Source organism: Streptomyces sp. CO7 (assembly GCF_053474865.1).
This window is the reverse complement of the sequence record NZ_JBRIOU010000002.1, coordinates 672006-675765: the sequence shown is the minus strand read 5'-3', so window position 1 is coordinate 675765 and position 3760 is coordinate 672006. Positions and strand designations below refer to the sequence as shown.

Sequence of the window (3760 nt, the reverse complement as noted above, 5' to 3'; positions counted from 1 at the left end):
GCTCCCGGCCGCGCCAGGCCCCCCTCAGGCCCGCACCAGCAGTGCCGCCGCGTCCAGCTCCCCCCGCGCCAGCGCGAGGCACGTCCGCGCGTCCAGGTCCAGGCGCAGGTCCGGCTCCCCGGGCGCGGCCCCCAGGCCGTACACCGGCCCGTCGGAGGAGCCCGCGTGGAGGTGGAACTCCCCCTCCTCCAGGGACACCTGCACCACCCCCCGCACGCCCGCGGCCTCCAGCGCCCGCAGCAGCGGCAGGGCGAACCAGTGGGCACGCACCGCGTCGGTGGGCCCGCGGTCGCCGAGTCCGCCGGCGCCCCACTGCCCGAGCGCGTTCAGCACGCCCGTCAACTCACGCCCACGCGGCGTCAGTTCGTACACGGACACGTTGCCGGGAGACGTCAGGCGGCGGCGTACGACAAGCCCGTCCCGTTCCATGTCGCGCAGCCGGGTCGCCAGCATGTCGGTGCTGACGCCCGGCAGATCGGCGTGCAGGTCGGTGTACCGGCGCGGTCCGGCGAGCAGCTCCCGGACGATCAGCAGGGTCCACCGGTCCCCCACGAGGTCGAGCGCCCGCGCGGCGGAACAGTACTGGTCGTAGCTGCGGCGAGGTGACATGACCGGCAGTCTAGACAACAGGTTGGACTTTCCAAGTGCCCACTTGGTAAAACCAAGCAACACCACGAACCCGAGGGGCACACGATGGAGTTCCGCCAGTCGAGCAAACTCAGCGAGGTCTGTTACGAGATCCGCGGCCCGGTGATCGAGCACGCCGACGCGCTGGAGGAGGCCGGGCACAGCGTCCTGCGCCTCAACACCGGCAACCCGGCGCTCTTCGGGTTCGAGGCCCCGGAGGAGATCCTCCAGGACATGATCCGGATGCTGCCCCGGGCGCACGGCTACACCGACTCGCGCGGCATCCTCTCCGCGCGCCGCGCCGTGGCCCAGCGCTACCAGGCGCGCGGCGTCGAGGTGGGCGTGGACGACGTGTTCCTCGGCAACGGCGTCTCCGAGCTGGTCTCCATGGCGGTGCAGGCCCTCGTGGAGAACGGCGACGAGATCCTCATCCCCGCCCCGGACTTCCCGCTGTGGACCGCCGTCACCACGCTGGCCGGCGGCAAGGCGGTGCACTACCTCTGCGACGAGGGCTCCGACTGGTACCCGGACCTGGCCGACATGGCGTCGAAGATCACCGACCGCACGAAGGCCGTCGTGATCATCAACCCCAACAACCCCACGGGCGCGGTGTATCCGAAGGAGATCCTGGAGGGCATCCTCGACCTCGCCCGCCGGCACGGGCTGATGGTGTTCGCCGACGAGATCTACGACGAGATCCTCTACGACGACGCCGTGCACCACCCGGCCGCCGCCCTCGCGCCCGACCTGGTGGTGCTCACCTTCTGCGGCCTCTCCAAGACCTACCGGGTCGCCGGTTTCCGCAGCGGCTGGCTGGTGGTGTCCGGTCCGCGTGAGCACGCCAAGGACTACCTGGAGGGCCTCACCATGCTGGCCTCCATGCGGCTGTGCGCCAACGCCCCGGCCCAGTACGCCATCCAGGCGGCGCTCGGCGGCCGGCAGTCCATCCGCGAACTCACCGCTCCGGGCGGGCGGTTGCACGAGCAGCGCGACACGGCGTGGGAGAAGCTCAACGAGATCCCCGGCGTCTCCTGCGTGAAGCCGAAGGGCGCCCTCTACGCGTTCCCCCGCATCGATCCCACGGTGCACCCGATCGTCGACGACGAGCGGTTCGTGCTCGACCTGCTGCTGCGGGAGAAGATCCAGGTGGTGCAGGGCACCGGCTTCAACTGGCCCGGCACGGACCACTTCCGCATCCTCACCCTGCCGCACGCCGACGTCCTGGACACCGCCATCAGCCGCATCGGCCGCTTCCTGTCGGGCTACCGCCAGTGACGCGGTGCGCGCACGAGCGGCGGCGCGGGGCCCACCGGCGCCCGGTCACGCCGGTCCGCCCATATCGCGGTGCGGGCGCCGTGGCCGCTCTGCGATGCTCTGACGATGGCTGACTTCGACGAACTGCTGGCCGAGGGGGCGTCGGTCCCGACGGAGGGCTGGGACTTCTCCTGGTTCCGGGGGCGGGCGAGCGAGGCGCGTCCCTCCTGGGGGTACGCCCGGTTGCTCGGGGAACGGATGGCCGGGGCCCGGGCGGCCCTCGACGTGCAGACCGGCGGCGGGGAGGTGCTGGCCACGGTCCGGCGGGCGCCGGCGCTGCTGGCCGCGACCGAGGCGTGGCCGCCGAACGTGACGATCGCCCGCCGCACCCTGGCCCCGCTCGGCGGCAGGGTGGTGCACGTCGGCGAGAGTGACGGACTGCCCTTCCGCGACGGACTCTTCGACCTGGTGGTGAGCCGGCACCCGGTGGTCACCCGCTGGGACGAGGTGCGCCGGGTCCTGAGGCCCGGCGGGACGTACCTGTCGCAGCAGGTCGGGTCGGGGACGGTGCGCGAGCTCGCCGAGTTCATGCGGGAGGGGCGCGGTGACGGCCCCACGCGCCCTGCGGGGATGAAGGCGGACCCCACGGTCACCCGCTCCGGGAGCACGCCGCACGCCGCGACGGCCGCTGCGGAGGCGGCCGGCCTGGAGGTGGTCGACCTGCGCCAGGAGGCGCTGCGGATGGAGTTCCACGACGTCGCCGCGGTGGTGCACTTCCTGCGCAAGGTGATCTGGACCGTCCCCGGCTTCACCGTCGAGGCGTACCGCGACCGGCTGGCCGTGCTGCACGACTTCATGGAGCGGCACGGTCCCTTCGTGGCCCACTCCCAGCGGTACCTGATCGAGGCGCGGAGGCCCTGAACATGGCGGGAAGCTCTCCGGGAGGCGGCCCGACGGCCGCGCAGCGGCGGGTGATCGACGCGGCGGACCCCTCGACGGGCCGGCTGAAGGGCACCTCCGCCCAGCTGGCGGCGCTGGTCCGGCTGGGGCTCGCGTTCCGGCACCCCCGGCCGCCGCACGACTGCTACCTCACCCCGGCGGGCCGCCGGCTGCCCGATCAGCCGGAGACCTCGCCCGCACCGCCGCCCGGGCCGGTCGCGGCGGCGGAGGGCGACGCCGTGCGGGCGGCCCCGGCCGAACCGTCCCGGGCCGGCGTGTTCGCCGCCCGGCTGGGCGGGGAGAGCGACGCCCCGGCCCGCACGGCGGAAGTGCGGGGGGCCTGGCAGGGGCTGCTGGAGCTGCGGCGGATGACCAACCCGGACGGCTCCGTGGACCGCCCGTGCGGCTGGGAGCGCTCGCACCTGCCCCGGGCGGCGGCCATCGCCCTGGAGGCCGCCGGCTGCCGCCCGGCGGGGCCGGGTGCCGAGGGCTACCGCGTGGTGCCGTCCGCCCAGCCGGAGGCGGTGGAGGTGCGGACCGCCGACCGCGCCCTGCTGCGGGCCTGCGAGGAGGCGCTGAACGCCTCGGGGTGGCACGCGGGTGCCTACAGCGAGCCGCGCACCGGCGTCCGCTACCTCGTGGCCTCCCCCAGGCGCAGGTGACTCCTACGCGGCCCCGCCTCCGCTCGGACGGGTCCCGGGCCCCCGACCCCGGCCGCCGCGGCACGAACGACTCCCGGGCCCCGGGCCCCGGCCGCTGCGGCACGAACGACCCGTACCCCGGGCCCCGGCCGTCGCGAACGCCACGAGCACCGGAGCTCCGCAGCCGGCCGAGCGCCCGGCCGTCCCGCGACCCCGGCCACCCGGAGCACGCAAGTCGCGAGCCGCGAGCCACGGCTCGCAGGTTGCGGGTCGCGGGTCGCGGGCCGCAACCTGCGAGC

At 74.7% G+C, this 3760-nt stretch carries 4 protein-coding genes; 3 read left to right on the top strand and 1 reads right to left on the bottom strand.

Annotation, left to right across the window (positions count from 1 at the left end):
- Window positions 1-24: 24 nt before the first annotated feature.
- Window positions 25-609, bottom strand: coding sequence for a winged helix-turn-helix transcriptional regulator (locus ACOV8S_RS05070; protein WP_448316317.1), 585 nt, complete (start codon window positions 607-609; stop codon window positions 25-27).
- Between the two features lie 84 nt (window positions 610-693).
- Here ACOV8S_RS05070 and ACOV8S_RS05065 point away from each other — a divergent pair, with 84 nt between their 5' ends.
- The 3 genes from ACOV8S_RS05065 (at window position 694) to ACOV8S_RS05055 (ending at window position 3482) form a co-directional block, all read left to right on the top strand.
- A complete protein-coding gene (locus tag ACOV8S_RS05065) occupies window positions 694-1902 on the top strand; it encodes a pyridoxal phosphate-dependent aminotransferase (protein ID WP_448316316.1) in 1209 nt (402 codons plus the stop codon).
- Window positions 1903-2007: 105 nt separating this feature from the next.
- Window positions 2008-2802, top strand: coding sequence for a class I SAM-dependent methyltransferase (locus ACOV8S_RS05060; RefSeq protein ID WP_448316315.1), 795 nt, complete (start codon window positions 2008-2010; stop codon window positions 2800-2802).
- A 2-nt stretch (window positions 2803-2804) separates the two neighbouring features.
- Complete coding sequence (locus ACOV8S_RS05055) at window positions 2805-3482, top strand: hypothetical protein (protein ID WP_448316314.1); 678 nt, start codon at window positions 2805-2807, stop codon at window positions 3480-3482.
- Window positions 3483-3760 lie beyond the last annotated feature (278 nt).

What these genes read in the sequence shown, in the direction of transcription:
- ACOV8S_RS05065 (WP_448316316.1), top strand. Translation starts at nt 694, where the DNA reads ATGGAGTTCCGCCAGTCGAGCAAACTCAGCGAGGTCTGTTACGAGATC.
- ACOV8S_RS05070 (WP_448316317.1), bottom strand. Translation starts at nt 609, where the DNA reads ATGTCACCTCGCCGCAGCTACGACCAGTACTGTTCCGCCGCGCGGGCG.
- ACOV8S_RS05060 (WP_448316315.1), top strand. Translation starts at nt 2,008, where the DNA reads ATGGCTGACTTCGACGAACTGCTGGCCGAGGGGGCGTCGGTCCCGACG.
- ACOV8S_RS05055 (WP_448316314.1), top strand. Translation starts at nt 2,805, where the DNA reads ATGGCGGGAAGCTCTCCGGGAGGCGGCCCGACGGCCGCGCAGCGGCGG.